Origin of the sequence: Thiemannella venezuelensis (assembly GCF_014203605.1) — a bacterium.
Lineage (GTDB): Bacteria > Actinomycetota > Actinomycetes > Streptosporangiales > Streptosporangiaceae > Planomonospora_A > Planomonospora_A venezuelensis.
Genome location: NZ_JACHJJ010000004.1, coordinates 121801 through 144713 on the forward strand (window position 1 = coordinate 121801; position 22913 = coordinate 144713).

The window sequence follows — 22913 nt, forward strand, 5'->3', positions numbered from 1 at the left end:
TGGACCATGCATACCGATGCTCAACGTGCCCGGATCGCCGTGGCGGCGGTGTTCGCCGTCCACGGCGCGGTCTCCGGCAGCCTGGCGACCCGCATCCCCTGGCTCCAGGACCACCTCCAGCTCGGCCCCGCCGAACTGGGCTTCGCCCTCTTCTGCCCGGCTCTCGGCGCCTTCGTCGCCATGCCCATGTCGGCCCGCCTGGTCCACCGGTACGGCGGGCGCCCGGTCACCCGGGTACTGCTCGCCCTGTGGTGCGCGGCCCTGGCGCTGCCCGCCCTGGCCCCCGGGTTCGGCTGGCTCTGCGCCGCCTTCCTGCTGTACGGCGCCGCCGCCGGCATGTGCGACGTCACCATGAACGCCCAAGGGGTGATCGTCGAGCGGCGGCTGGGGCGCTCGATCATGTCCGGGCTGCACGGCATGTGGAGCGTGGGCGGCCTGGCGGGAGCCGGGGCCGGAGTGGTCGCCGCCCAGGCCGGGATCGACGCCCGGCTGCATCACGCGGTCATGGCGCTGGTCCTGCTGGCCGCTGGCGTCGCGGCGGGCCGTACCCTGCTCGACACCCGGCCGGAGCCCGGCGAGCAGGCCCCGCCGCGGTTCGCCGCGCCCTCCCGGGCGATCCTGGCGATCGGAGCCGTCGGATTCTGCGCGACCTTCGCCGAGGGGGCCAGCCAGAACTGGGCGGCGGTGTACATCAAAGACGTCACGGGCGGCGGCGACGGGGTCGCGGCCGCCTGCTACGCGATCTTCGCCCTCTCCATGGCGGTCACCCGGCTGGCCGGAGACCTGATCGTCCGCAGGCTCGGGCCGGTCACGACCGTCCGCCTCGGCGGCCTGCTCGCCACCGCCGGCGGGATCACGGTCGTCGCGGGCCGTACCCCGCCGCTCGGGATCGCGGGGTTCGCCCTGCTGGGCCTGGGCGTCGCGGTGGTCGTCCCGCTGGCCTTCGCCGCCGGTGGCAACGCCACCGCGGTGCCCGGCCAGGGAGTGGCGGGAGTGGCGACGATCACCTATCTCTCGGGCCTCCTGGCTCCGGCCGCCACCGGCTGGATCGCCCATGCCACCTCGCTGCCCGCCACCTTCGGCCTGATCGCGGCGATCACCCTGGCGGGCGCCCTGCTCGCCGGAGCCCTGCGCCCCCGCCGGGTCCCGGCGCCCACCCCCGTCGCGAAGCCCGCGGCCGTGTGATCCGCGGCCGTGTGATCCGCCGCCGGGTCCGCGGCGGGCGGGGGAAACGGGGGGAGGGGCGGAACCGGGCGCTCAGGCCCGGACCATCTCCGCCAGTCGCTCCAGGCTCTTCTCGAGCTCGTGATCGATCTGGTCGGCGGGGGGAGCGTGCTCCTCGTCGAAGAAGGACAGGTGCACGGTCACGTCGCTCGCCTGGTCGCTGATGCCCGCCACCTGCAGCCAGCCGGCGTAGCGGCCGTCGTCGCGGGTGCCCCACTCCACCCGGAGCTGGTCGCGCTGGGCGCGGAAGAGCCCGCGCTCGTCCCTGCCGGTGCTGTCCTCGTGCACGGTCACCGCGGGCGGCTCCTCCGACCGCACGTGCAGGTCGTGCGGGAGCCAGCCGTCGAGCCGGTCCAGGTCGCAGGCCCGGTCGAAGACCACCTCGGGCGGGGCGGTCATCGTGCGGGAACGCTCGTATTCGCTCATCGATGTCTCTCCTCCATTGGGAAACCTCAGCTGGGCACCTACCCGGCGGGCACCCGTCCATCCACGCCCCGTCCGTCCACGCCCCGTCGGGCGCCCCCGCCGAGCCGCGGCGCCTCCCCGCCGGAGGAGCGGGTCCCCGGTCTCGGCGGAGCGCCCACGACCCGTGAGCGCCTACCGTGTGAGCATGCGCCTGACCGCCTTCACCGACATCTCGCTGCGCATCGTGATGCGGCTGGCCGTGGCGCGGGAGGACGAGCTGCTGACGACCCGTGCGGTCGCCGACATGCTCGCGGTGCCGTACACACATGCCGCCAAGGCGGTGGCGCGCCTCAGCGAGCTCGGGCTGGTGGAGGCGCGGCGGGGACGCGGCGGAGGGATGCGGCTCACCGCCGCGGGGCACCGCGCCCCGGTCGGCGCCGTCGTGCGCGAGCTGGAGTCCGCCGGGGACGTGGTGGGATGCGAGGACGACCCGCCGTGCCCGCTCCGTGCGGCCAGTACGTCAGCGTGCGGGTACGGCTGCCCGACGGCGTTCACCAGCTCCGCCAGGACATGGAGCGCCTCGCCGACGCGCTGCCCGGCGGCGAGCGGGTCTTCTGGTACGAGGAGGGCGGCTGCGGCTGCGCCCGCACCGGCCGGATGGATCTGGACGGCATCGAGATCCCCCGGGGCGCGGTCGTCTACATGTGCGGTCCGCTGCCGTTCATGCGCGACGCGCGGGCCCGGCTCATCGCGGCGGGCGTCGCCCCGCGCGACGTGCACTACGAGGTGTTCGGTCCCGACCTGTGGCTGGGCGCGGCCTGAGCGGACGGAGGGGGCGAAGGTCCCTGCGGGAGGGGACCTCGGGACCGCGGGTGCGAGCCGTACGGCTCTGCGGGAAGACCGGGTCCCCGCTTCCCGCGAAGGGGGGCACCGGCGGCCGGGGCCCGGCCGTTGCGGGCACAGGAGGCATGACAGGGAAGCGGTTCCCCGCCGGGTGAACCCGGACGTCCGCTCGCGAGGAGAATGATGGTCGCCGCGCTGGAGCTCTATCTCGACCCGGTCGCCGAGAAGCGGATCAGGACGCTGTGGGACGCGCTGGCGAGGGCGGGCGTGCCGAGCATGCGCGACCTGCTGAAGGGCCGGCACCGCCCGCACGTCTCGCTGATCGGCGCCCCCGAGCTGGACGGCCCCGCGGTGGCCGCTGCCCTGCGCGGAATGCGGGTCGCCGTCCCGCTCGACCTGCGCTTCGACTTCGCCGGGCAGTTCCTGGGACGGGTGCTCTGGCTCGGCCCGGTCCCCACGGCGGAGCTGCTGGCCCACCACGCGGCGGTGCACGCGCGGCTCGCCGAGGCCGGGATCGGCGGCTTCGAGGTCTACCGCCCCGGACGGTGGACACCGCACTGCACGCTGTCCATGCGGGTGCCGTTCCCCAAACTGCTCGACGCGCTCCGGCTCTGCATGGACGTGCTGCCCATCGAGGCCACCGTGGTCGCCGCGGCCGTCGCCGACCATTCCCGGGGCGTCTTCGTCCCGCTGTGAGACGGCGGGTCTCCTCAGCTCCGCGGGTCCGCCGCCGATGGTCCTTCGACGGCTCGTGCGTACGGCGTCGGAAAGGCGGTGACATGGTGGTCGTGTTCGGGTTGGTTCTGGTGTTCGGGCTGGCGGCCGTGGTGGCCGCCGCGGTGGCCGCCGTGGGCTGGAGGCGGAGGCGTCAGGCGCCGGTCTTCGGGGCGCTGGCCCTGTTCGCCGCGGGCGTCGTCGTGTGGGCGGTCTCCGACGTGCTCAACCTGCTGGTCACCGACCCGGGGCCGCTGCTGCTGTGGGGCAGCGTCCTGTTCCCGTCGGAGGCCGCCGTCGTGATCGGCTTCTTCTGCCTGACCTCGGCCGTGATGGACCGGACCTGGCGGCCCTCCCGGCGTACGGCCGCGCTGCTGGCGGTCGAGCCCGTGACCGTGCTCGTCCTGCTCGGCACCAACCCGTGGCACCACCTGTTCTTCGCCGGAGTCGAGCGGGTGGGCTGGCAGGGTGAGCTCGTCCTGCAGCTCGGACCGCTGTACTGGGTGCACGTCGCCTACGGCTACATGCTGGTGCTCGCCGGCCTGGTCCGCGTGCTCCGGGCCCGGCGGGCGGCGCCGCGCGGGCAGCGCCGGATCTACACCTGGACCGTCGGCACCGCGCTGCCGCCGCTGGCGGTCAACCTGGTGGGGCTGCCCCTGGAGAACCAGATCGCGGACCTGACCTCGGTCGGGTTCGTCCTCTCGGTGATCATCGCGTACCGGATGGTGGCCCACCCGACCCTGCCGGAGCAGATCCCGGTGGCGCGGCAGCAGGTGTTCGACACCCTGGCCGACGCGGTCGTCGTGGTCGACGGGTCCGGCCGGATCCTGGACCACAACGCCGCCGCCCGCGAACTGGTCCGGCGGATCCGCCCCGACCTGGCGGGCCGGATCTCCGGGTCGCCGGTCACCGAGGTGTTCGGCCCGGACGTGCCCATGACCGAGGACTCCGTGGCCGACCGGATCCTGGCCGGTGCGGGGGGAGGCGTCGTCGACCTGCACCTGCGGACCAGCCCGCTGCGCGACCGCAGGGACCGCTGCATCGGCTGGGCGCTGACCGCCCACGACATCACCGAGGCCAACCGGCTGCGCCGCCAGGTCGAGGAGGCCAACGTGCTCCTGCGGGAGCAGGTGGTGCGGGACGCGCTGACCGGCCTGTACAACCGCCGCCACCTGACCGACACGCTCCCGGCCCTGCTGACCCGCTCCCTCGAGGCCGAGACCCCGCTGAGCCTGGCCGTCGTCGACATCGACCATTTCAAAAAGGTCAACGACACCTACGGTCACGCCTGCGGCGACGCGGTCCTGATCCGGGTGGCGCAGCTCCTGGCCACCGGCGTCCGCTACGACGACCTGGTGGCCCGGCTGGGCGGGGAGGAGTTCGTGATCGTCCTGCCCGGGGCGTCCCCGGAGGCGGCCGTGGCCCGCCTGGAGAGGCTGCGGGAGCTGGTGGCCGACGCGCGGACCCGGACCGCCGGCCACGAGCTCCAGGTCACCGTCAGCATCGGCGTCACCGCCTTCACCGGCGCGCAGAGCAGCACCGAGCTGCTCGAGGCCGCCGACGAGGCCCTCTACGAGGCCAAGCGGCTGGGCCGCAACCGCATCGAGCAGGCCGTGCGCCCGGCCGCGGCGCGCCGGACGGCCTGAGACCGGCCGGCGGGGCGTACGGCTCAGGGCAGCGGGTCGAGGGCCCCCGTGGACAGGCCGCGGGCGATCGCCTCGGCGGTCAGACCGGCGTTGAGGGCGATCTCCCGGAGCTCGGCCTCGAATACGAAGATCTTCCGGAAGGCGGTGCCGTACCGTGCCTGCTCCGCCGGGAGGATCCGCGGTACCTGGGCCCGGCGCGGGTCGAAACGGGTCGAGCCCGACTGGGTGCCGAGCGCCGCCGGAGGAGAGAGCGTCCGGACGAACCCGGCGAGGAAGAACGGGTCGAGCCGGCCGGGGTCGGGCCTCAGCAGGGTGAGCCGGGGACCGAGGAGCAGGCCGGGTTCCTCGACCACCGCGGTCGCCAGGACGCTTCCGCGGGTGGCCACGACCACGTCGCCCGGTTCGAGCCGGATCCGGCCCTCAGGGCCGGTACGCGCCTCCGGGGCGGCCCCGTCCAGCACGTGGCGGTCGGTCATCACCGGCTCGCCCGAGTGGTCGATCTCGTAGCGCCCGGCCTGCCGGACCGTGAGCGCTCCGATCCGCTCCAGTTCCGAGAGCGCGACCATCGGCAGCTCCCGGCCGGTTCCCGGGGCGGCCTCGGGGACCAGGGAGGGGAGCCGTCCGAGCCGCCGGAGGAGGTGCTCGCGGGCGGAGAGGTATCCGGCCGCCGTGACCTGCTCGCCCGTCCTCAGATGGCGGGCGGGGGTGATGTCGACGTCCTCGTCGACCAGCTCGATGATCGGGACCGTACGGCTCTCGCCGGGCCGGCCGGGCTCCGCCTCCGGATCGGCCAGGAAGGCCCGCCACTGCTCGGCGACCGCGTCGAAGGTCGCCGGCTCGGCCTCGGCCAGCAGCACCCGCGACGGGGTGCGGTTCCCGGCGGCGGGTCTGCGCAGCACCCACACGTGCACCGGGAGCCCGGTGCCGGAGGCCATCTTCGGGGGCAGGCCGATGACGGCCTGGAGCGCGCCGCGCCGGAGCAGGTTGCTGCGGATGCGGCGGCCGGAACGGCGGTTGGCCGCGATCGCGGGCATCAGCAGCACCGCGACGCCGCCCGGCTTCAGGTGGGCGAGGGCGTGCTGGACCCAGGCGAGCTCGGACTCGGTCTTGGGCGGCAGGCCGTACTCCCAGCGCAGGTCGCCGGTGAGCTCGTCGTATCCCCAGTGGCGCTCGTTGAAGGGCGGATGGCACACGACGGCGTCGGCCGCCAGGCCCGGCCAGGCGTCGCGCCGCAGCGAGTCTCCCGTCCTGACCTCGCCCTCCGCGCCGGTCAGCGCCAGCCGGGACCGGGCCAGGCGGGCGAGGGAGCCGTCGTGCTCCTGCCCGAGGACCTGCTCCGCCCCGGCCGTCCGAGCCGCCGCGGCGAGCAGGACGCCCAGGCCGCAGGCGGGGTCGAGGACCGACCGCACGCCCGGCCCGGCCAGCCGCGCCATGAACTCCGCGACCTCGTCCGGGGTCTCGGACAGCCGCCGGGAGTGCACGTCGGCGTAGCGGTCGAGCAGGAAACGGGTGGCCTCCGCGGTCCCGCGCTCCCGGGCGTACCGCCTGACGAGCTCCCACGCGGCGGCCGGGACCACCTCCGGCCTGTCCCGGCCGTGCAGGAGCTCGGTCGCCTCGGCGACCACCTCGCCGAGACGCAGGTCGTCGGCGGCGGTCCGGATCTGCTGCCAGGCGCGCTCCCGCAGGGGGAGCTCCTCGACCTTGCCCTGGCTCAGCAGCCACGTCTCGACGGCCTTGAGGGAGAAGGCCGGGCTGGTCGCGGTCCCGCCGACGGGCTCGGGGAAGTCCTCGTGCCGCCGCCGCCAGTTGCTCACGGCCGCCCGGCCGACCCCCGCCATCCGCGCGATGTCGGCCGCGGTGACGGTCGCCTCGTCCGCTGACACCGTGAGCCCGCCTTTCTGCCCGTCCCAGCACGTGGACACACCGTATCCTGATCGTACGTCGCCCGAAGGCTCGGATCGTGTATCAAATTCACGTTGTGCGGAGGGCGGTGCCGTACGGCGGAGCGGTCCTACCGGTACTGGAGTTTGTGCGGATCCGCCTGGGAGGCGGGCCTGCGGCGGGAGGTCGCGAAGACCAGCGCGCCCGCGGCGACGAGGACGAAGGCCCCGCCGGCCATGGCCCACGCGCCCGTCTGCTGGGTGGACTGCTCCTCCTGGCCCGTCTCGGCGAACCCGGCCCACCTCCGGGCCTCCTGGGTCAGTTCGTCGTACCGGGCCGGGTCGCTCTCCTTGACGGCGTCGGCGTCGCGGGCCGCCTGCTCGGCCTTGGCGAGGTGGCCCTCGATCCGCGCACCCGTCTCACTCGCCCGGGAGAACGGGACGCTGCTCACCGCCCCCACCACCAGGCCCAGCACCAGCAGTGCGATTCCGATCCACGACCTGCGTCCCACCGATATCACCTTTCCGTGCCCGTCAGCTCCTCGCCGCGCGCTCTGACGGGGCACAGGGCTCCGGGACGCAGGGCGGGGCGGCGGGCGGGTTCCGCTCGCCGCCGTGACACGGTATCCGGCCGTCCTGCCTGGTCACGCCAGCCGTACGGATGATCCGGCCTCCCCCGTGCGGACGAGGCCGGGGCGGAGGGGCGCGGCGGGATGTTCCTGCGCCTGCACGAGGAGCCCGGTCTCACGGTGGTCAAGGTCTCCCCGGAGGAGCGTGAGGCGCTCGCCGGGGAGCGGCCCGACGTCTTCCTCGTCACCCCGCACCACGAGAAGTACCCGTACATGCTGGTGCGGACGGCGGAGCCGGCCGCGGACGAGCTGCGCGAGCTGGTCACGGAGGCCTGGCGGATGAGCGCGCCCAAGCGGCTCGTGGCGTCCTTCGACGAGGACGCCTGACGGGGGACCGCTCTGCGCGGACATGTCATCCGCGCGGGTGACGCCGGACCGTGTTCTGGTTCGTCACGATTCGAGGCGTGGTCGAAGAGGCGTTGTTTCGGGCGGGCTGGTGGCGGACCATCGGCAGGGGCGCGCGGTTGCTGGCGGCGGTCGCCGTCTCCTGGCCGGTCCTGGGCGTGGCGTACGCGGCCGGAGGATGGTGGTGGCTGCCGGGGCTGCTCGCCCTCGCCGTCCTGCTCGGGGTCTCCATCGTGCAGCTGGTCGGGATCTCCGAGGACGTGCCCTGGGCGGTCTGGGGGATGTGGCCGTTCTTCCTCGTCCTGGCGCTGACGGCCGGTCTTCCGGGCGAGTACTACATGCGCGCGTACGGCGAGCCGGTGAGCGCGGTCGTGGCGGAGCGGGAGTGGGTCGAGGGTTCGAGGCGGAAATACGACCACTACGAGTACGTCCTGCGCACCGGCGACGGGCGGCTGGTCGCGGAGGAGTTCGAGAGCCACCGGGACGGGCTGGAGATCGGCGCGCGGGTCGAGGTGCTCACGGACCCCCTGGGAGTGCTCGAACCGCTGGAACCGTCGGAGGATCTCGGCCTCGCGGAAACGCTCGCCCGGGTCGCCTGGGGCTGGATCACGCTGATGACGGTCGTGCTCAGCGTGCTGGGCGAACGGCGGCGCCGGACGATGCGGCCCAAGGGGTCCGGCGGGTGAGCACCTCAGGCCGGGGGCTCCCAGTAGACCTCCACCCGGTGGCCGTCGGGGTCGGCGCACTTGAACGCCACGTAGGAGGGCCCGTCGTGGTGCTCGGCGACCGCGATCCCGTCGGCGCGCACGCGGTCGAGCAGGGCGCGCACCTCGCCGGGCTCGCCGAGCCGGAAGCCGAAGTGCAGGAAGGCGGGGAGCGGGCCCACCTCCTGGCCGCCGTGCAGCGCCAGGTCGAAGCCGTCGGCGTTGCGGACGATGACGGTGCCGTCCTCGTACCGCTGCGCGGTCGCGGGGTCGAACCCGAAGTAGGTCTCGTAGAACCGGAGGCTGCGCCGGGCGTCGCGCACGGGCAGGCCCAGATGGGTCAGATGCATGATCCCAGCGTGCGGCCGCCGGTCTCCCCCGACAAGGGATTTGTGCCGCTTCGGTCCGCGTGCGCCGGACCGCCCGCCGGACGCGGCGGGCCGCGCCCCCGGGCGGCCCGCCGACCGCGGCGTCAGCCCATGGTCCTCGCGCCGTCGATGGACTCGCGGATGATGTCGGCGTGCCCGGCGTGCTGGGAGGTCTCGGCGATGACGTGCAGCAGGACCCGGCGGACCGACCAGCGCGCGCCCGGCTCGAACCACGGCGCCTCAGGGAGCGGGTGGGAGGCGTCCATGTCCAGCGTCTCCACCAGCTTCGCGGTCTCGCGCGCCACCCGCTCGTAGTCGTCGAGCAGGCCGTCCAGCGTCTCGCCGTCGAGCATGCGGAACTGGCCCTCCCAGTCGATCTGCTCGCGCTCCATCGCCTCGGCGCCGCCGACCGCGAACCGCATCCACCTCTCCTCCACCCCGGCCACGTGCTTGATCAGGCCGCCCAGGCAGAGCTCGCTGGCGGTGGGGCGCAGCGCCGCCTGCCCGTCGGTCAGGCCCCGGACCGTCTGGCGCAGGAAGCCGCGGTGCTTGTCCAGCGTCTGGAGCAGGTCGGCGCGCTCGCCGGTCGTGGTCTTCTCATGCGTGGTCATGGGTCCGCCCTTCGATGTCGTCGGCCGGCCCAGCCTATGACCGGCCACCGACATTTTCCGATCATCGGGCGGAGGCGCCGCGGCGGCGGTCAGCCGGTCGTACGGCCGTGCCGGTCGCGTGCCTTCAGGCGGACGGTCGGCATCTCCGGGGCGGGCAGCGGACCGGCGTCGCAGCCGCCCACCGTGCCGAAGCGCCGGCCCGCCGCCCAGTCGTCGCGCGCCCGCACGATCTCCTCGTGCGAGCGGCCGACGAAGTTCCACCACATCACGAGGGGTTCGTCGAACGGCTCGCCGCCGAACACGAACAGCCGGGCCGGGCCCGCCGCTCCGACGGGGATCTCGGACCGGCCCCGCCCGAGGTAGAGCAGTGAACCGGGGGACAGCGGCGTGCCGGCGACCTCCGCGGCGCCGGACATGACCAGGACGGCGTTCTCGAAGCCGGGATCGGCCGGGATCACGCAGCCGCCGGGTCCGGCGAACAGGATCTCGGCGCCGACCAGCGGGGTGTGCACGCGTGCGGGGGAGCGGGCCGGCCCGAGCGCTCCCGCGACGACGGTGACGGTCGCCTCGCCCGTGCGCAGCACCGGCAGTTCGGCGTGGTGCTCGAACCGCGGTTCGCCGTGGCGGGCCTCCTCCGGCAGCGCCACCCACAGCTGCAGCCCGTGCATGCCCGGGGGGTGGTCCGGCGGGGACTGCTCGGAGTGCGCGATGCCGCGGCCCGAGGTCATCAGGTTGAGCTGTCCGGGGGTGATCGCCTGCGCGCTGCCGAGGCTGTCGCGGTGCATGATCTCGCCGTCGGCCAGCCAGGTGACGGTCTGCAGGCCGGTGTGCGGGTGCGGCGGCACCTGCATGCCGGGCCGCCCGCCGACGTCGTCCGGACCGAAGTGGTCCACGAAGCACCAGGCGCCGACCATCCGGCGCCTGCGCTGCGGCAGCAGCCGCCGGACCGTGGTGTACCGGCCCAGCGGCACGTCGTGACCGGGCAGGAGGACGCTCTCCGGCTCGGTCTCGACCGCGACCGCGCAGCCGTACACGGCCTGGCCGGGCTCTCGCTCTGAGTCGCTCATGAGCCGACCCTACGGGCTCCCGCCGGCTCATCTCCGGAGGCGGCGGGGCCGGGGCCGTACGGCCGGGACGGCAGGTTTTCCCGCTCGGCACGCGCCGGGAAACACGCGCTCCTGTCTGACACGGTCCAGAAAAAAACAGTTACGCGGGCATTTACTGTTAGGAAACTTTCTTTTACATTTCAAGCAACCCCCCAGCAGAGGAGTGCTCCATGCGAAAAACGATCATGATTGTGGTGATGGCGCTGATAGCCGCCGGAGCCACCGTCCTCACGGCCTCCCCGGCTCTGGCGCACGGCTACGTGTCGTCGCCGCCGAGCCGCCAGGCGATGTGCGCCCAGGGCAAGGTCTCCAACTGCGGTCCCATCATCTACGAGCCGCAGAGCGTGGAAGGCCCCAAGGGCCAGCGCAACTGCCACGGCGGCGTCGGCCGGTTCGCCCAGCTCAGCGACGAGAGCAAGAACTGGCCCGCGACCTCCGTCGGCACCAGCGTGAACTTCAACTGGGTGCTGACCGCGCGCCACGCCACCAGCACCTGGGAGTACTACATCGGCGGCACCCGGATCGCGGTCTTCAACGACCAGGGCCGCCAGCCGGGTGCGACGGTGACGCACAACGTGAACCTGTCCGGCTACAGCGGGCGGCAGAAGGTCCTGGCCATCTGGAACATCGCCGACACCGCCATGGCCTTCTACTCCTGCATCGACCTGCAGATCGGCGGCGGCAACCCGGACCCGGACCCGACGCCGACGCCCACCCCGACTCCGGACCCGACGACTCCCTCGGGGACCTGGTCCGCCGGCACCGCGTACGCGGCCGGCGCCCAGGTCACCTACGGCGGCGCGACCTACCGGTGCCGCCAGGCGCACACCGCCTACGCCGGCTGGGAGCCGCCGAACGTCCCCGCGCTGTGGCAGCGGCTCTGACCGGCCGGTAGCGGCGCTCGTCTTCTCGAAAGGAGACCGATGGATCACATCCACGGCGCAGTGCTGTCGCTGTTCAGGGCAGTGGTCGGGCTGCTGTTCGCCTGCCACGGAGCGGCGAGCCTGTTCGGCGTCCTCGGCGGCCCGCACGGCGGGCGGACACCGGAGTTCGGCGCCTGGCCGGGATGGTGGGCGGCGGCGATCGAGCTGACCGGCGGCGGCCTCGTGCTGCTCGGCCTGGCGACCCGCGCCGCCGCCCTGCTCTGCTCAGGAACGATGGCCTACGCCTACTTCGTCGTGCACCAGCCGAAGGGACTGTTCCCGCTCGTCAACGGAGGCGAGCCCGCGGCGCTCTTCTCCTGGTCCTTCCTGCTGGTGGCCGTGGTCGGCGGCGGCCCCTGGGCGCTGGACGCGCTCCTGGCCCGGTACCGCGGACTCCCGGGCCCGTCGGCGGCCCCGCCGCAACCGCCGGCGTTATCGGAGAGGCGGCTCGGCGCGACCGCCGGCGGTGATCCGCAGGCGCGCGAGTACGGCTCCGGCGCCTGACCCGCTGCGGGAAGGCGCCGCAGTGAAGGAGGAGTAGGCAGGGCGTCCGGGCCCGACCGGCGCGTGAGCGACCGGCGGGACTCGGGCGCCCTTTCCCGTGCGGCGCTCCTTCTCCCGGCGCGGCCGTCCGCCTGCCCCTCCCCGGCCGGCGGTCAGCCGGTCCCGGCCCGGATCTGGTCGAGGTAGTTGTAGGCGGTGACGCGGGAGACCCCGAGCCGCCGGGCCACCCGGTCGACGGCGCGTTTGACGAAGAACGCGCCCTTCTGGTCGAGGAACCGGAGGACCTCGATCTTGTGCTCCCGGTCCATGAGGGCCACGGCTTTGCCGGTGTTGGCGATGGCGGTCTCGATCAGGTTGTCCAGGACCTCGTTGATGTCGCCGGCGAAGATCTCGTCGCGGTCGGGGGCGGCCCCGGCGCTCTTGAGCACCTCGTCGAGGCTGGCCCGGGCGACCTGCAGCGGGGTCATGTCGACGTTGACGCACAGGGCGGCGATGACCCGGCCGTCGGGGTCGCGCAGGTAGACCGAGGACGAGCGGAGTTCGCGGCCGTCACCGGTGCGTCCGCGGTAGCCGTACTCGTCGTGGTCCTCGGCCTCCTTCCGGCGCATCTCCAGGCCCAGGTTGGTCGAGGGCCCGCCGACGGCACGCCCGGTCACGTGCCCGTTCTCGATCGCGGCGATGGTGTGCTCCATGCCGTCGCCCGAGAGGTCGTGCAGGACGACTTCGCAGTGCGGGCCGACCGCGGCCGCGACGGCCTTCATGATCGGCCGCAGGATCGGTTCGAGATCGGCGAGATCTCGGGCCACCGAGGTCTCGGGCGAGGGAGGGGTGGACATGGGACTCCTTCTCGAACCGGCGCTGGTGACAGCTTCTCAGGTCCGCCGCGGACCGTCGCCCCCGGCCATCTTCTTTATAGAAATTCTGTTAAGCATATTGACGAGTTGTCAACGGACTGCCCAGACTGAGCCAGCCGTACGAGAAGGAACGAACACCATGAAACGCGTAAAGATCCTGAAGTCGTATGCCGCCGGGCTGGCCCTGCTGACCCTCGCCGCCTGCGCACCGTCCACCGCGCCGTCGTCGGCCGGCGGGGACGACAGGACCGGGACCGTGCGGGTGTGGCTCTTCGACGAGCCGAACCGCGCTCCCAAGGAGAAGGTCGTCGCCGAGGCGGTCAAGGAGTTCACCGCCGCCCATCCGGACGTGAAGGTCGAGGTCTCCTACATCCCGACCTCCCCGGCCCGGCACGAGAAGTTCAAGGGCGCGTTCAACGATCCCGCCAGCGCGCCCGACGTCGCCGAGTACGGCAACACCGACCTCGCCGAGTACGCCGCCGCGGGCGGGTTCGCCGACCTCGGCGCCGACGTCGGGGCCTGGGCCGAGGGCAAGGAGATCGGCGCCGACCTGCTGAAGTCGGCCACCGCGGGCGGCAAGCTGTACGGCGTGCCGTGGTACATCGGCGTCCGCGCGCTCTACTACCGGACCGACGTCTTCGCCGAGCTCGGCCTGGAGCCGCCCGCCACCCTGGAGGAACTGGCCACCACCGCCCGCGCCGTACGCGAGAAGAAGCCCGACCTGTACGGCATCGCGGTCGGCGGCGAGTACACCTTCGGCGCGCTGCCCTTCGTCTGGGACGCGGGCGGCGACATCGAGAAGCTCGACGGCCCCGAGTCCCGCAAGGGCGTCAAGGCCTACACCGACCTGCTGAGCGACGACGTCTGCCCGCCGCAGGCGTGCGCCGCGCTGACCGGCGGCAAGACCGTCGAGCTGTTCGCGAGCGGCAAGGCCGCCATGGGCATCCTGGGCAACTTCAGCCGGTCCGCCGTGGACGCGGGACCCGCCGCGGGCAAGTACGCCGTGGTGCCGCTCCCGGGGTCCACGGCGGGCACGCCCGCCCCCGCGTTCGCCGGCGGCAACAACCTCGGCGTGATGCGCAGCAGCGGGCACCGCACACTGGCCGTACAGTTCGTCCAGCTGCTCGCGGGCAAGACCTACCAGGTCAAGATGTACGAGGCGATGGGCAACCTGCCCACGCTGACCTCGGCCAGGCAGGAACTGGCGGCCAAGGACCCCTTCCTCAAACCGTTCCTCGACACGGTCGCCGCCGGCACCCGCTTCGTGCCCGTCGACCCGGCCTGGGTGAAGATCGACAATCAGAAGGTCATCCCGACCATGCTGCAGAAGGTCGCGACCGGGCAGGCCACGGTGGAGCAGGCCACCACCGAGGCCGCCGCGGCGGTGAACGCCGCCTTCGGCCGGTCATGACCACGCTCGCCACCACCCCGGCGGGCCCGCAGGCCCGGGCCCGCCGGGCGGGGCCCCGCCCCCGCCGGAGGGACGGGCTGCGGCCCTGGCTCTACCTGCTGCCCGCGGCGGCGGTACTGCTCCCGCTGCTCGGCTACCCGATCTACATGCTGGGCCTGCTCTCGGTGTTCGACTATCGGCAGGCCCAGGTCAGCGGTGGGGAACCGACGACCTTCGTCGGATTCGGCAACTACGCGACCCTCCTGGGCGACCAGCGTTTCTGGTCGGTCCTCGGGCAGACCGTGGCCTTCGCGGCGGCGCTCGTGGTCGCCACGCTGGCCGTCGGAGCGACGCTGGCCGTGGTGCTGTCCAGGGCGGGTCGGGTGCCGCGCCTGCTGCTCTCCCTGGCGGCGATGGCGGCATGGGCGGCTCCCGCGATGACCGGCTCCACCGTCTGGATGTTCCTGTTCGACGCCGACCTCGGCCTGGTCAACCAGGTGCTGGGCATCGAGGGCTTCAACTGGTTCTACGACCGGTGGGTCGCGTTCGGGGTGGTCGGCGCCACCGTGGTCTGGCACTCCTTCCCCTTCGTCATGGTGACGCTGTACGCCGGGATCCAGGCGGTCCCCGCCTCGGTCATCGAGGCCGCCGCGCTGGACGGGGCCTCGGCGTGGCAGTCGTTCTGGAAGGTCCTCGTGCCGATCCTGCGGCCGCTGATCACGATCGTGGTCATCCAGTCGATCATCTGGGACTTCAAGATATTCACCCAGATCTACGTGATGACCAACGGCGGAGGCATCGCGGGGCAGAACTCGGTGCTCAACGTGTACGCCTACCAGACCGCCTTCGGATCCTCCGAGTACGGCCTCGGCTCGGCGATCGGCATGGTCATGACGCTGATCCTGCTCGCGGTCACCCTGCTCTACATCCGCGCGCTGCACCGCAGGGGGGAGAGTCTTTGAACAGGTCCCGGCTCGCGGCGAACGCGGTGGCGGTGGCCGCCGCCGCCGTGACGCTCTTCCCGATCTACTGGATGGTTCTCTCCGCGGTGAAACCGGCCGGTGAGATCCAGTCGCTCCAGGCCCGCCCGTGGACCCTGGCGCCCACGCTGGAGCACTTCCGGCGGGTGCTCGGCGCCGAGAACTTCGGCCGGTACTTCCTCAACAGCGCGGCCGTCGCGCTCTCGGTCGTCGTGCTCTCCGCGGTGGTGGCGTTCCTGGCGGCCTTCGCGGTGACCCGGTTCCGGTTCAGGTTCCGCACGAGCGTGCTGATCATGTTTCTGGTGGCGCAGATGGTCCCGGTCGAGGCGCTCACCATCCCGCTGTTCTTCCTGGTCCGGGATCTGGGCGGAGTGGTGCCCGGCGTGGGGCTCAACACCCTGGGCTCGCTCGTCCTGGTCCACCTGGCCTTCTCGCTGCCGTTCGCGATCTGGATGATGCGGGGCTTCGTCGCCGCGGTGCCGGAGGCGATCGAGGAGGCGGCGATGATCGACGGAGCGAGCCGGGCGGTCATCCTGTGGCGGATCATCTTCCCGCTGGTCGCCCCCGGCCTCGTCGCGACCGGCGTGTTCTCCTTCATCACCGCCTGGAACGACTTCATCTTCGCCAGGACCTTCATCATCTCGGCCACCCACAACCAGACCCTGCCCGCGGCGCTGCTCGTCTTCTTCAAACCCGACGAGAACGACTGGGGCGGGATCATGGCCGCGTCGACGCTGATGACCGTCCCCGTCCTGGTCTTCTTCATCGCCGTGCAGCGCCGGCTGGTCGCCGGGCTGGGCGGTGCGGTGAAGGACTGAGCGCCCTCCGCCGCCACCGCCGGTTCAGGGGACGGTGACGGGAACGGGGTCGGGGCGGGAGGACTCCGCCGCGGAGGGCGGCACCCGGAGCAGGCGGGCCGCCCACACGGGCAGCCACCAGTTCCACCTCCCCATGAGGGAGACCAGGGCCGGGACCAGGAGGGCGCGGATCACCGTGGCGTCCAGCAGGACGCCCAGGCCCAGCCCCGTCGCGAATATCTTGAGCTCGACGGCGGGGGCCGCCGCCAGCGAGGCGAACGCCAGGAACAGGATGAGCGCCGCGCTGGTCACCAGCCGCCCGGTACGGCCGATGCCCTCGACGATCGCCGAGTGGGTCGAGCCGGTGCGGTCGTACTCCTCCCGCATCCTGGCGAGGATGAACACCTCGTAGTCCATCGACAGGCCGTAGAGGAACGCGAAGACCATCACCGGGACGAAGTCGACGATGGCGCCGGTCGGCTCGATGTTCCAGATCAGCTTGGAGCCGTAGCCGTACTGCCAGACGAGCACCATCGCGCCGATGACGGCGGCGAGCGACAGCAGGTTGAGGAGGATGGCCTTCAGCGGGAGCAGCAGGGACCGGAATCCTCTGGCGAGCAGCAGGAACGTCACCACGGAGATGAGCAGGAGCATCAGCGGGAACGACCCGTAGACCGCCTGGACGAAGTCCATGTTCTCCGCGGTGGGGCCGCCGACCCGGGCGCTCTCCGGTACGGCGGCGCGGACCCGCTCGACCGTCTCCTGGCCCTCCCGGGAGCTGCCTTCGGCGGCGGGGACGACCGTGATCAGCGCCGTGCCCTCCTTGCGCCACGCCGGAGAGTCGGGGGCGGCGGCCGTGCGGACTCCGGGAACGGCCGCGAGGCGGGCGGCGACCGGCGCCGGGTCGCCGGACACCAGGACGTCGATCGGGGTCAGCACGCCCGAGGAGACGCCCTGGCTCTTGAGGGTGGTCAGAGCCTCGTAGGCGGGCCCCGACTTGGCCAGCGATCCGCTGTCGGCCTCACCCAGCCGGAGGCCCAGGGCGGTCCCGGCGAGTGCCAGCAGCACGGCGCACGACGCCACGGCGGCCGGCCAGCGGTACCGCACGACGCGCCGGGCCCAGGCCGTCCAGCCGGGGCTGGCCGAGGAGTCCTTGCGCAGTCTCGGCCAGTCCAGCCGCCGGCCCATCGTGGCCAGGATCACGGGCAGCAGCGTGATCACCGCCAGCATGCTGACCACGGGGATCAGCAGGCCGCCGTAACCGACGCTGCGCAGGAACGGCACGGGCAGCAGCACCATGGCGAACAGCCCGATCGCGACGGTGACCCCACTGAAGATCACCGCGCGTCCGGCGGTCGCCATCGCCCGCCGGACCGCCTCGTCCCCGCGGTGGCCGCTCGACTGCTCCTCCCTCCACCGGGTGACCAGCAGAAGCGAGTAGTCGATGGCCACCCCCAGCCCGAGCATCGCGACGATGTACTGCACGATGTCGCTGACCGGGGTGACCCCCGCCAGCCCGTAGATGGACAGGAAGCACGCCAGGATCGAGACCGCGGCGATGAGGAGCGGCACGAGCGCGAGGAACGACCCGAAGACGAAGGCGAGGACCGCCAGTGCGCCCACGCCGCCGATCAGGGTCTCGGCCAGCAGGCTGATCCCGCCTCCGCCGCCTCCGCCGTCACCGCTCTCCTCCAGCGGGTCCATGCCTGTGACCTGCACCGCGGTGCCGTCGGGCAGCGCGGATCCGAGCGCCGCGGCGACGGGACCGCTCTGGTCCGCGCCGCGGAACTCCTCGGCGACGTCCGGGGTGAAGACCAAGGCGAAGGTGGTACGGCCGTCGCGGCCGACGAAGCGGGGGTCACCGGTGTCGGCGTAGGAGACGACCCGGGCTCCTGTCGTCTCCGCCACCGACGCGAAGGCCTTGCCCAGCACCTCCCTGGTGCCGGGGCTGTCCACGGTCCGCCCCTCGGGGAGTGTGATCACCGGGATGAGCGGCTCGTTGCCCGCTTCGCTGCCGTAGGTCCGCGCGATCGCCTGGTTCGTCTCGAAGGCGGCCTGCCCGGGCTGGGAGAACCCCTCGGAGAGGCGCCCTTCCATCCGGGTGATCGCCACCACTCCGGCCGCCGACAGGGCCAGCCATATCAGGGTCACCAGCAGCTTGTGCCGCAGCACGAACTCAGAGAATCTCTGCATGCGGTCAGTAGACCGTCCCGGCCTTCTGCCGCGGTGAGATCTCCCTGAGAGAGCCCTGTGCATCTCCTTCACAATTCAGAATGGAATCGGGACACAGTCGTGAACGGACGCGGACAGTTCGTCCCGCCGTGGATCATTGAATCATTAACTTGATTGCGGAACGTTTTCCGAGGCGCTTCCAACCTTTGTCGAACCCCGGAGGGGCGATGATTCCACAGGGCTTTCTAAGGGATCGCCGAGCATCTCGGGCGCAGTGGGAGTGTAGTATCCGCCGGCTTCGAGCGGGGCGGTCGGGTGGAAATTTTCGCAGGCCAGACGGGATCGAGCGGGTCGCTCGGGTTCCGAGGCCCCGGGGGTCGCCTGTCTCCGCTGGTCGCTCGGGTATGCCGCGGCAGAACCGAATATTGTTTCATTTAGACGCCTCCCGCCGGGCCGCCACGGCATTTCGCGTTAAGTGACTGCGGCATTGCGAGATGTGACGCCGAGAACTGGGAGTCGGCTTAGGGATCCCTTGAGAATGTGTGGGGAACAGATTAGTGTCATCTGTCATGAGTTCAAAACGGGGGGCTAGTTTTGAGGACCGCTTTCTATTGGGCGGGAGCCCGGTCGCGTCCCTGAAGTCCGCCGCCTCCACGGTCGCAGGATCTGCGGCGCCGGAGGGGGTCGGTAATGTTATTTGAGGGGGGACTCTGTGCGTTGTCCGGGTTCTTCCTCGGCGTTCTCACCGCACTGCTCTTCTCCGTGCGAAGAATCCGGCAGGCGCGTCACGACGCCGTCACGGCCGTCCGCGGGGAGCGGCGCCGTATCGCCCGGGAGCTGCACGACATCGTCGGGCACGGACTGCTCGTCATCGCGATGCACGCTCGCCGGCTTCCGGGGATGGCCAGGCAGACGAGTCCGATCGCGGGGGCGATCGACGACATGGCCAGGGTGACGATGCGCGACGTCCGGGAGCTGATCGGAACGCTCCGCGACAGCGATCCCGGAGACGCCCGGCGGGCCGCGCGGCCGCTCTCCCAGGCCATCACCGAGCTGGGAGCCCGGCTGCCGGGCGGGGAGCTCGCCTTCACCCTGGAGAACGTGGGGCATGAGCACCACATCCCGCCCGAGCTGCGCAACACCGTCCTGCGCATCGTCCAGGAGGGCATCACCAACGCGATCAAGCACGGTGCCGGCAAGCCCGTCCGGGTGGTGCTCTCCTTCGGCGACGAACTCGCCGTCAGTGTGGCGAGCGGCGCCGTACCGGCGGGGTGCGGCGTGGGCGGCCTGCGGAGCCCGAAGGGGTACGGCCTGATCGGCCTGCGCGAGCGGGTCGCCGTGCACGGCGGCTCCTTCGAGGGCGGGCACACCGCGCAGGGAGGATTCCTCCTGCGCGCGTGCTTCCCCGTTCCGGAGCCGGGGCAACGACCGAACGAGATGGAGGTTGAATGCGCGAAATACGCATCCTGATCGCCGATGACCAGCCACTGGTCCGCAGCGGGCTGAAGGCGACCTTCGATGCGGTACCGGACATCATCATCGCGGGTGAAGCGGTGAACGGCGTCGAGGCGGTGCGCGGTGTCCGGAGGCTGAATCCCGACATCGTGCTGATGGACATCCACATGCCGCGCATGGACGGGCTGGAGGCCACCAGGGAGATCTACGAGCTCCAGCAGAACGACGCGACCAAAGTGATCATCCTGACCATGTACGACCAGGACGAGCATGTCTTCGAGGCGCTCAGAGTGGGGGCGAGCGGCTTCATCCTGAAGGACGCCCCCACCGAGAAGCTGATCGAGGCGGTGCGCGAGGTCGCCACGGGTGAGGCGCTCCTGTCGCCTTCGGTGACCCGCAGGCTCATCGCCGAGTTCGCCCGCAGGCCGGTCCTCTCCACGGCCACGGCCCCGGAGCTGGCGAACCTGACCGATCGCGAGCTCGACGTCTTCAAATTGCTGGTCCGGGGATACGGCAACGACGACATGGCCAAGATGCTCGTGCTGGGTGAGAGCACGGTGAAGTCCCACGTGCAGCACCTGTACCAGAAGCTGGGTGTGCGCAACAGGGTTCAGGTCGTCATCTACGCCTACGAGAACGGCCTGGTCTAGCCGCCCCGTCACGCGGCCCCGCCCGGATCCCGGGAACACGGCGCAGCCGCTCGTCCGGCCGCCGGGGGCCGGAGACGCGGACCGGCGAGGGCGTGGGGGCGCCCTCGCCGGTCACCGCGAGGCCGGCGTCCGGCTCCCGCCTCCTCGCCGGTCAGGCCGGCACCCGGCCGGCCGTCTCCGCCTCGATGAGGAAGCGCAGCGACCTGGCCTCGGTGATGCAGTCCCGCAACGGCTTGACCAGGTCCCTGTGCTCGGAGGTGGCCTCCCAGGCGAGGAAGGACTCCAGGTCGGACCACTCGCTGGTGATCAGCCACTGCTCCGGGTCCGTGGCCGACCGGCACACCTGGTCCACCAGGTGGCCGGGCACGCCCTCCGCGACGAGGAACCGGATCTGCTCGTAGGCCGCGAGGAAGTCGTCCCGCCGTTCGACGGGAACCTTGACCAGGAACACGATCCTGGCCCTACCGTGTGATCTTTCGGACATCTCGGACACCATCTCAGACACCGTCCCCGACAAGCTCTTCGGTGAGCGCGAACAGGCGCGAGGCGTTGCCCCTGCTGATGCCCCGGAGCTCCTCCTCGTCCGTCACCTCACTCCGGACGGCGTCGAGGATGCGGCTCACGGAGTTCATGAGCGGGGGCGCGTCGGTGCCGAACAGGATGTTCCCGGCCCCGAACACCTCGAGGTTCGCCCTGAGCTGCACCCTGCTGGGGACGGACGTCTCCACGAAGATCCGTCGCAGGGACTCGCTCGGGCGGGAGGCGAGCCGCGAGGGCTCCGCACCGGGGCGCGGAGCCACGGCCAGGTCGAGCTTCTCCAGGAGGCCGGCCAGCCCGCCGCCTCCCGCCGCCGCGATGAGACGCAGCCCGGGATGGCGTTCCAGCCACCCCGCGCAGATCAGCGCGGCGACCCCCATGGTCACGTCGCCGGGCCGGGCCACATGCTCCACCAGGCCGGGATGCCGGACGCTGGAGGTGCCCACCGGCTCGGCCGGGGGGTGGAGCAGCACCGGGACGCCGGTCTCGGCGGCCATGGCGAAGAAGTCCCCGGCGGCCGCGGAGTCCAGATACTCGCCGTTGACGCTGGTGTTGACGATGAGGCCGACGAACCGCCAGTCCTTGACGAGCTCCGCCGCCTGGGACAGCATCGCGTCGCCGCCGAACGGGTCCAGATAGGCGTACGCCCGCAGGGCGCCGGGAAAGCGGCCGACGAGGTCGCCGATGGCCTCGTTGTAGGCGCGCACCTGGTCGGCCGACTGCGCGTAGTTGGCGGCGCCGGACCCCGGCCGCATGGATCCGGCCCCGCAAGGGCTGCCGATGATCGTCAGATCGATGCCGAGCGCCTGCTTCGCGGCGATCGACCCCTCGGCGTCGAACAGGCTCGGCGGACCGAAGCCTTCGCCGCCCGGAGCGGCGAGGTGGCCGTGGACGTCGACGAACACGCTCACCTCCCGCTTCCCGGCCCGCCCGGACCCCCGGGGCCTCCTGGCCCGCCCGGCCCGCCCGGACCTCCGGGGCGGCCCGGACCGCCCGGCCCGCCGGGGGGAGGTCCCGCCAGCGCCGAGGTGAACCCGAACCTGCCCAGGACCGGGACGCAGCTCCCGTAGAGGCCGTCGGAGGCGGAGTCGGTCAGGAAACCCACGACGCGGGCGACCAGCTCGGGAGTGACCGTCTGGTCGAAGTCGATGTGCGGCCGGGAACTGCGCATCTGCTCGGTGTCCGCGATCGTCATCACGATGGCGTTGGCGTGGATGCCGCGTCGCTTCACCTCGTGGGACATCGACCGCATCCAGGCCATCAGCGCGGCCTTCGAGGCGGCGTAGGCCGACAGGGCCGGCAGCGGCTCGTCGGCCAGCGGGCTGCTGAAGTAGACCAGCCGCCCCCCCTCGCCGAGGTGGGGCAGGACCGCCTGGGTGGCGGTCACCGCCGACCGGAAGTTGGCCCGCATCAGCTCGTCGTACCGGTCGAGGCCGGTCATCGCCACCGGTCCGGCGTGGAAGGCGCCGACCAGGTGGACGAGGCCGTCCAGCCGGCCCAGCCGCCGCACCGCCTCGGCGGCGGCGTCCTGGGCGCCCTCCGGCTCGCTCACGTCGGTCCGCAGGACCTCCACCCGGCCCGGCGCGCCGTACGACTTCTCCAGCTCCTCCAGCCGCTCGGCGTTGCGCGCGGTCAGGAGCAGCCTGTCACCGCGCTCGGACAGGAGCCTGATCGAGGCCTCCGCGAGATGCCCGGTGGCACCGGTGATCAGGAACGCCCTGCCGGATCCGGATCCGGATCCCGGCCCGTTCGCGACCGGGCCGGTCATGACGTGGCCACTCGGGTGGTGACGTGCTCCATCATCGCCCGCCGGAAGAAGGCGCGTGCGCCGTCGGGGGTGCCGGTGTCGCGCCGGTCCTCCTCCACGATGTGCTCGTCGAGCTCCCGTTCGAGCTGCTGGACGCTCGGCTGGGTCGCGAGGTGCGCCATCAGGCTCGGCAGGTTCCCGTCGATCTCGATCAGGCGGACGAGCAGGCCGTCCTTCAGGAACACCGAGGTGCTCAGCAGGCGGGTGCCGTCGGGGGTGACCCACTCCGGCGGGGCGTAACCGGACAGGAGGGTCTTCACCTTCTCCTCGCTTCCCGGCTTGATCCGGAACATGATCGCGTAGCGCTGCATCGTGGTCCTTCCTCTGGAGGTCGTGGCCAGCCTTGCCGCCCCCGCCCCGCCGCGTCTT

At 72.2% G+C, this 22913-nt stretch carries 25 protein-coding genes and 1 pseudogene; 14 read left to right on the forward strand and 12 right to left on the reverse strand.

The genetic code is table 11. The features are described from left to right. Positions 1-6: 6 nt before the first annotated feature. Positions 7-1185: an MFS transporter gene (locus tag FHS22_RS08220; protein WP_184939846.1), complete on the forward strand. Its 1179-nt coding sequence runs from the start codon at positions 7-9 to the stop codon at positions 1183-1185. 72 nt (positions 1186-1257) lie between these two features. Here the strand turns inward: FHS22_RS08220 and FHS22_RS08225 are convergent, their stop codons facing one another. Then, positions 1258-1650, reverse strand: coding sequence for an SRPBCC family protein (locus FHS22_RS08225; RefSeq protein WP_184939847.1), 393 nt, complete (start codon positions 1648-1650; stop codon positions 1258-1260). 184 nt (positions 1651-1834) lie between these two features. On the opposite strand from FHS22_RS08225, the pseudogene FHS22_RS08230 reads away from it, so the two are divergent. From FHS22_RS08230 to FHS22_RS08245, 4 genes and pseudogenes are all read left to right on the forward strand, one after another. Beyond that, a pseudogene (locus FHS22_RS08230) lies at positions 1835-2143 on the forward strand (Rrf2 family transcriptional regulator); the annotation flags it as partial. After that, positions 2125-2451 carry a ferredoxin reductase domain-containing protein gene (locus FHS22_RS08235; protein ID WP_184940272.1) on the forward strand — a complete coding sequence of 109 codons (327 nt, stop codon included), beginning with the start codon at positions 2125-2127 and terminating at the stop codon, positions 2449-2451. The pseudogene FHS22_RS08230 and the gene FHS22_RS08235, both read left to right, overlap by 19 nt. A 201-nt stretch (positions 2452-2652) precedes the next feature. Then, positions 2653-3168, forward strand: coding sequence for a 2'-5' RNA ligase family protein (locus FHS22_RS08240; RefSeq protein ID WP_221473388.1), 516 nt, complete (start codon positions 2653-2655; stop codon positions 3166-3168). An 83-nt stretch (positions 3169-3251) separates the two neighbouring features. Next, positions 3252-4832: a GGDEF domain-containing protein gene (locus FHS22_RS08245; RefSeq protein WP_184939849.1), complete on the forward strand. Its 1581-nt coding sequence runs from the start codon at positions 3252-3254 to the stop codon at positions 4830-4832. 23 nt (positions 4833-4855) lie between these two features. Here the strand turns inward: FHS22_RS08245 and FHS22_RS08250 are convergent, their stop codons facing one another. Both FHS22_RS08250 and FHS22_RS08255 read right to left on the reverse strand, forming a co-directional pair. Then, entirely contained in the window at positions 4856-6715 is a 1860-nt protein-coding gene (locus FHS22_RS08250; RefSeq protein ID WP_184939850.1) for an N-6 DNA methylase, read from the reverse strand. Positions 6716-6843: 128 nt separating this feature from the next. Then, the gene (locus FHS22_RS08255) at positions 6844-7224 is read right to left on the reverse strand and encodes a hypothetical protein (protein WP_184939852.1); all 381 of its coding nucleotides are present in this window, start codon (positions 7222-7224) and stop codon (positions 6844-6846) included. A 201-nt stretch (positions 7225-7425) separates the two neighbouring features. On the opposite strand from FHS22_RS08255, the gene FHS22_RS08260 reads away from it, so the two are divergent. Then, entirely contained in the window at positions 7426-7668 is a 243-nt protein-coding gene (locus FHS22_RS08260) for an MmcQ/YjbR family DNA-binding protein (protein WP_184939854.1), read from the forward strand. A gap of 77 nt (positions 7669-7745) precedes the next feature. Continuing rightward, positions 7746-8372, forward strand: a complete 627-nt coding sequence (locus FHS22_RS08265) for a hypothetical protein (protein WP_184939855.1) — start codon at positions 7746-7748, stop codon at positions 8370-8372. A gap of 5 nt (positions 8373-8377) precedes the next feature. Here FHS22_RS08265 and FHS22_RS08270 read toward each other — a convergent pair whose 3' ends face one another. The 3 genes from FHS22_RS08270 to FHS22_RS08280 form a co-directional block, all read right to left on the reverse strand. After that, positions 8378-8740, reverse strand: a complete 363-nt coding sequence (locus FHS22_RS08270; RefSeq protein ID WP_184939856.1) for a VOC family protein — start codon at positions 8738-8740, stop codon at positions 8378-8380. Positions 8741-8862: 122 nt separating this feature from the next. Then, positions 8863-9369: a DinB family protein gene (locus FHS22_RS08275; protein WP_184939858.1), complete on the reverse strand. Its 507-nt coding sequence runs from the start codon at positions 9367-9369 to the stop codon at positions 8863-8865. Positions 9370-9458: 89 nt separating this feature from the next. Continuing rightward, positions 9459-10436 (reverse strand): pirin family protein, encoded by a 978-nt coding sequence (locus FHS22_RS08280; RefSeq protein ID WP_184939859.1) that lies wholly within the window; start codon positions 10434-10436, stop codon positions 9459-9461. A 209-nt stretch (positions 10437-10645) separates the two neighbouring features. Here FHS22_RS08280 and FHS22_RS08285 point away from each other — a divergent pair, with 209 nt between their 5' ends. Both FHS22_RS08285 and FHS22_RS08290 read left to right on the forward strand, forming a co-directional pair. After that, positions 10646-11359 carry a lytic polysaccharide monooxygenase gene (locus tag FHS22_RS08285; protein WP_184939861.1) on the forward strand — a complete coding sequence of 238 codons (714 nt, stop codon included), beginning with the start codon at positions 10646-10648 and terminating at the stop codon, positions 11357-11359. A gap of 39 nt (positions 11360-11398) precedes the next feature. After that, the gene (locus FHS22_RS08290; RefSeq protein ID WP_184939862.1) at positions 11399-11902 is read left to right on the forward strand and encodes a DoxX family protein; all 504 of its coding nucleotides are present in this window, start codon (positions 11399-11401) and stop codon (positions 11900-11902) included. Positions 11903-12054: 152 nt separating this feature from the next. Here the strand turns inward: FHS22_RS08290 and FHS22_RS08295 are convergent, their stop codons facing one another. Beyond that, a complete protein-coding gene (locus FHS22_RS08295) occupies positions 12055-12738 on the reverse strand; it encodes a helix-turn-helix transcriptional regulator (protein WP_184939864.1) in 684 nt (227 codons plus the stop codon). Positions 12739-12895: 157 nt separating this feature from the next. Between FHS22_RS08295 and FHS22_RS08300 the strand changes: the two genes are divergently transcribed. Genes FHS22_RS08300 through FHS22_RS08310 form a run of 3 tightly spaced genes read left to right on the forward strand, consistent with a single transcriptional unit; the run spans position 12896 to position 15944 of the window. After that, positions 12896-14167 carry an extracellular solute-binding protein gene (locus FHS22_RS08300; RefSeq protein WP_184939866.1) on the forward strand — a complete coding sequence of 424 codons (1272 nt, stop codon included), beginning with the start codon at positions 12896-12898 and terminating at the stop codon, positions 14165-14167. After that, positions 14164-15108 carry a carbohydrate ABC transporter permease gene (locus FHS22_RS08305; RefSeq protein ID WP_184939868.1) on the forward strand — a complete coding sequence of 315 codons (945 nt, stop codon included), beginning with the start codon at positions 14164-14166 and terminating at the stop codon, positions 15106-15108. Before FHS22_RS08300 ends, FHS22_RS08305 begins: the two co-directional genes overlap by 4 nt. After that, a complete protein-coding gene (locus FHS22_RS08310) occupies positions 15105-15944 on the forward strand; it encodes a carbohydrate ABC transporter permease (protein WP_184939869.1) in 840 nt (279 codons plus the stop codon). Before FHS22_RS08305 ends, FHS22_RS08310 begins: the two co-directional genes overlap by 4 nt. Positions 15945-15968: 24 nt before the next feature. Here FHS22_RS08310 and FHS22_RS08315 read toward each other — a convergent pair whose 3' ends face one another. Next, a complete protein-coding gene (locus FHS22_RS08315; RefSeq protein ID WP_184939871.1) occupies positions 15969-18116 on the reverse strand; it encodes an MMPL family transporter in 2148 nt (715 codons plus the stop codon). A 696-nt stretch (positions 18117-18812) separates the two neighbouring features. Between FHS22_RS08315 and FHS22_RS08320 the strand changes: the two genes are divergently transcribed. Both FHS22_RS08320 and FHS22_RS08325 read left to right on the forward strand, forming a co-directional pair. Beyond that, entirely contained in the window at positions 18813-19565 is a 753-nt protein-coding gene (locus tag FHS22_RS08320; protein WP_184939872.1) for a sensor histidine kinase, read from the forward strand. Then, positions 19544-20200 (forward strand): response regulator, encoded by a 657-nt coding sequence (locus tag FHS22_RS08325; RefSeq protein WP_184939874.1) that lies wholly within the window; start codon positions 19544-19546, stop codon positions 20198-20200. Before FHS22_RS08320 ends, FHS22_RS08325 begins: the two co-directional genes overlap by 22 nt. Positions 20201-20351: 151 nt before the next feature. Here the strand turns inward: FHS22_RS08325 and FHS22_RS08330 are convergent, their stop codons facing one another. From FHS22_RS08330 to FHS22_RS08345, 4 genes are read right to left on the reverse strand one after another with little or no spacing between them, the layout of a single operon-like run. Beyond that, positions 20352-20684 (reverse strand): antibiotic biosynthesis monooxygenase family protein, encoded by a 333-nt coding sequence (locus FHS22_RS08330; protein ID WP_184939875.1) that lies wholly within the window; start codon positions 20682-20684, stop codon positions 20352-20354. A 13-nt stretch (positions 20685-20697) separates the two neighbouring features. Next, the gene (locus tag FHS22_RS08335) at positions 20698-21648 is read right to left on the reverse strand and encodes an amidohydrolase family protein (protein ID WP_184939877.1); all 951 of its coding nucleotides are present in this window, start codon (positions 21646-21648) and stop codon (positions 20698-20700) included. Further along, positions 21645-22505, reverse strand: a complete 861-nt coding sequence (locus tag FHS22_RS08340) for an SDR family oxidoreductase (protein ID WP_184939879.1) — start codon at positions 22503-22505, stop codon at positions 21645-21647. The genes FHS22_RS08335 and FHS22_RS08340 overlap by 4 nt, the downstream gene beginning before the upstream one ends. Then, a complete protein-coding gene (locus tag FHS22_RS08345; protein ID WP_184939880.1) occupies positions 22502-22855 on the reverse strand; it encodes a SchA/CurD-like domain-containing protein in 354 nt (117 codons plus the stop codon). The genes FHS22_RS08340 and FHS22_RS08345 overlap by 4 nt, the downstream gene beginning before the upstream one ends. Between the last annotated feature and the right edge of the window lie 58 nt (positions 22856-22913).

Coding starts and splice junctions, on each gene's coding strand:
- FHS22_RS08220 (WP_184939846.1), top strand. CDS start 7: ATGCATACCGATGCTCAACGTGCCCGGATCGCCGTGGCGGCGGTGTTC.
- FHS22_RS08225 (WP_184939847.1), bottom strand. CDS start 1,650: ATGAGCGAATACGAGCGTTCCCGCACGATGACCGCCCCGCCCGAGGTG.
- FHS22_RS08240 (WP_221473388.1), top strand. CDS start 2,653: ATGATGGTCGCCGCGCTGGAGCTCTATCTCGACCCGGTCGCCGAGAAG.
- FHS22_RS08245 (WP_184939849.1), top strand. CDS start 3,252: ATGGTGGTCGTGTTCGGGTTGGTTCTGGTGTTCGGGCTGGCGGCCGTG.
- FHS22_RS08260 (WP_184939854.1), top strand. CDS start 7,426: ATGTTCCTGCGCCTGCACGAGGAGCCCGGTCTCACGGTGGTCAAGGTC.
- FHS22_RS08270 (WP_184939856.1), bottom strand. CDS start 8,740: ATGCATCTGACCCATCTGGGCCTGCCCGTGCGCGACGCCCGGCGCAGC.
- FHS22_RS08275 (WP_184939858.1), bottom strand. CDS start 9,369: ATGACCACGCATGAGAAGACCACGACCGGCGAGCGCGCCGACCTGCTC.
- FHS22_RS08280 (WP_184939859.1), bottom strand. CDS start 10,436: ATGAGCGACTCAGAGCGAGAGCCCGGCCAGGCCGTGTACGGCTGCGCG.
- FHS22_RS08285 (WP_184939861.1), top strand. CDS start 10,646: ATGCGAAAAACGATCATGATTGTGGTGATGGCGCTGATAGCCGCCGGA.
- FHS22_RS08290 (WP_184939862.1), top strand. CDS start 11,399: ATGGATCACATCCACGGCGCAGTGCTGTCGCTGTTCAGGGCAGTGGTC.
- FHS22_RS08295 (WP_184939864.1), bottom strand. CDS start 12,738: ATGTCCACCCCTCCCTCGCCCGAGACCTCGGTGGCCCGAGATCTCGCC.
- FHS22_RS08300 (WP_184939866.1), top strand. CDS start 12,896: ATGAAACGCGTAAAGATCCTGAAGTCGTATGCCGCCGGGCTGGCCCTG.
- FHS22_RS08305 (WP_184939868.1), top strand. CDS start 14,164: ATGACCACGCTCGCCACCACCCCGGCGGGCCCGCAGGCCCGGGCCCGC.
- FHS22_RS08315 (WP_184939871.1), bottom strand. CDS start 18,116: ATGCAGAGATTCTCTGAGTTCGTGCTGCGGCACAAGCTGCTGGTGACC.
- FHS22_RS08325 (WP_184939874.1), top strand. CDS start 19,544: ATGCGCGAAATACGCATCCTGATCGCCGATGACCAGCCACTGGTCCGC.
- FHS22_RS08330 (WP_184939875.1), bottom strand. CDS start 20,684: ATGTCCGAAAGATCACACGGTAGGGCCAGGATCGTGTTCCTGGTCAAG.
- FHS22_RS08340 (WP_184939879.1), bottom strand. CDS start 22,505: ATGACCGGCCCGGTCGCGAACGGGCCGGGATCCGGATCCGGATCCGGC.
- FHS22_RS08345 (WP_184939880.1), bottom strand. CDS start 22,855: ATGCAGCGCTACGCGATCATGTTCCGGATCAAGCCGGGAAGCGAGGAG.